The organism is Streptosporangium sp. NPDC003464 (assembly GCF_053588315.1).
In genome coordinates this window covers 1-1,760 of the sequence record NZ_JBSFPS010000532.1, presented here as the reverse complement: position 1 = coordinate 1,760, position 1,760 = coordinate 1, and the positions used below count along the sequence as shown (strand labels likewise).

At 74.3% G+C, this 1,760-nt stretch carries 1 protein-coding gene; it reads right to left on the bottom strand.

Annotation, left to right across the window (positions count from 1 at the left end; genetic code table 11):
• Positions 1-11: 11 nt before the first annotated feature.
• A partial coding sequence (locus tag ACWDS7_RS48245) for an acetyl/propionyl/methylcrotonyl-CoA carboxylase subunit alpha (protein ID WP_451934793.1) occupies positions 12-1,760 on the bottom strand: 1,749 nt, incomplete at its 5' end.

Sequence of the window (1,760 nt, the reverse complement as noted above, 5' to 3'; positions counted from 1 at the left end):
GGTGGGGGTGGTCAGGTGTCCTTGATGTCGCAGACGGTGGCGCCGGCGGTGACGCTCTCGCCCACCCCGGCCCGTAGCCCGGTCACGGTGCCCGCCCTGTGCGCGGTCAGCGGCTGTTCCATCTTCATCGCCTCCAGCACCACGATCACGTCGCCGGCGGCCACCACGTCGCCGTCGGCGGCCACGACCTTCACGATCGTGCCCTGCATCGGGCTGATCAGGCCGTCGCCGCCGGCGGCGGCCTTGCGGCCGGACGCGGCGGCGGCGCGGCGCGGCGGGCGGGCCGCGGCCGGCCGGGCGCCGGCGGCGCCGAACCCGGCCGGCAGCACCACCTCCAGCCGTTTGCCGCCCACCTCGACGGTGATCCGCTCCCGGCCCGCCTCCGCGGCGGCGTCGGCGTCGCCGGTGGTGGGGTAGGGGGGCAGGGTGTTGACGAACTCGGTCTCGATCCAGCGGGTGTGCACCGCGAAGGGTTCGGCGGTGAAGGCCGGCTCGGTCAGTACCGCGCGGTGGAAGTCCAGCACGGTCGGCATGCCCTCGATGGTGAACTCCGCCAGCGCGCGGCGGGCCCGGCGCAGCGCCTGGGCGCGGTCGGCGCCGGTCACGACGAGTTTGGCGATCAGGGAGTCGAAGGCGGCCGGCACGGTCATGCCGGCCTCGTAGCCGGCGTCCAGCCGGACCCCGGGGCCGGCGGGGGCGCGGAGCGCGGTCAGTGTGCCGGGGGCGGGCAGGAAGCCGCGGCCGGGGTCTTCGGCGTTGATGCGGAACTCGATGCTGTGGCCGCGGGGGGCGGGGTCGTCGTAGCCCAGCGGCTGGCCGTCGGCGATGCGGAACATCTCGGCCACCAGGTCGATGCCGGTGACCTCCTCGGTGACGGGGTGTTCGACCTGCAGGCGGGTGTTGACCTCCAGGAAGGAGACGGTGCCGTCGTGGCCGATGAGGAACTCGCACGTGCCGGCGCCGATGTAGCCGGCCTCCCGCAGGATCGCCTTGGAGGCGGTGTAGAGCTGTTCGCGCTGGGCGGGGGTCAGGAAGGGGGCGGGCGCCTCCTCCAGGAGTTTTTGGTGGCGGCGTTGCAGTGAGCAGTCGCGGGTGGAGACCACCACGACGTTGCCGTGGGCGTCGGCCAGGCACTGGGTCTCCACGTGCCGGGGCCGGTCGAGGTAGCGTTCGACGAAGCATTCGCCGCGGCCGAAGGCGGCGGTCGCTTCGCGGACGGCGCTGTCGTAGGCGTCGGGGATCTGTTCCAGGGTGCGGGCGACCTTCAGGCCGCGGCCGCCGCCGCCGTAGGCGGCTTTGATCGCGATGGGCAGGCCGTGTTCGGCGGCGAAGGCGAGGACCTGTTCGGTGCCGGTGACCGGGTCGGGGGTGCCGGGGGTGAGCGGGGCGCCGACGCGGTGGGCGATGTGGCGGGCGGCGACCTTGTCGCCGAGCGCGGTGATCGCGGCCGGGGGTGGGCCGATCCAGGTCAGGCCGGCGTCCAGGACGGCTTGGGCGAAGGTGGCGTTCTCGGCGAGGAAGCCGTAGCCGGGGTGGACGGCGTCGGCGCCGGTGGCGGTGGCGACGGCGAGGAGTTTGGGGATGTCGAGGTAGGTGTCGGCGGGGGTGGTGCCGGTCAGGGCGTGGGCCTCGTCGGCCAGGCGGACGTGCAGGGCGTCGAGGTCCTGGTCGGCGTAGACGGCGACGCTGGCCAGTCCGGCGTCCTTGCAGGCGCGGGCGATCCGCACGGCGATCTCACCACGGTTGGCGATCAGGACCTT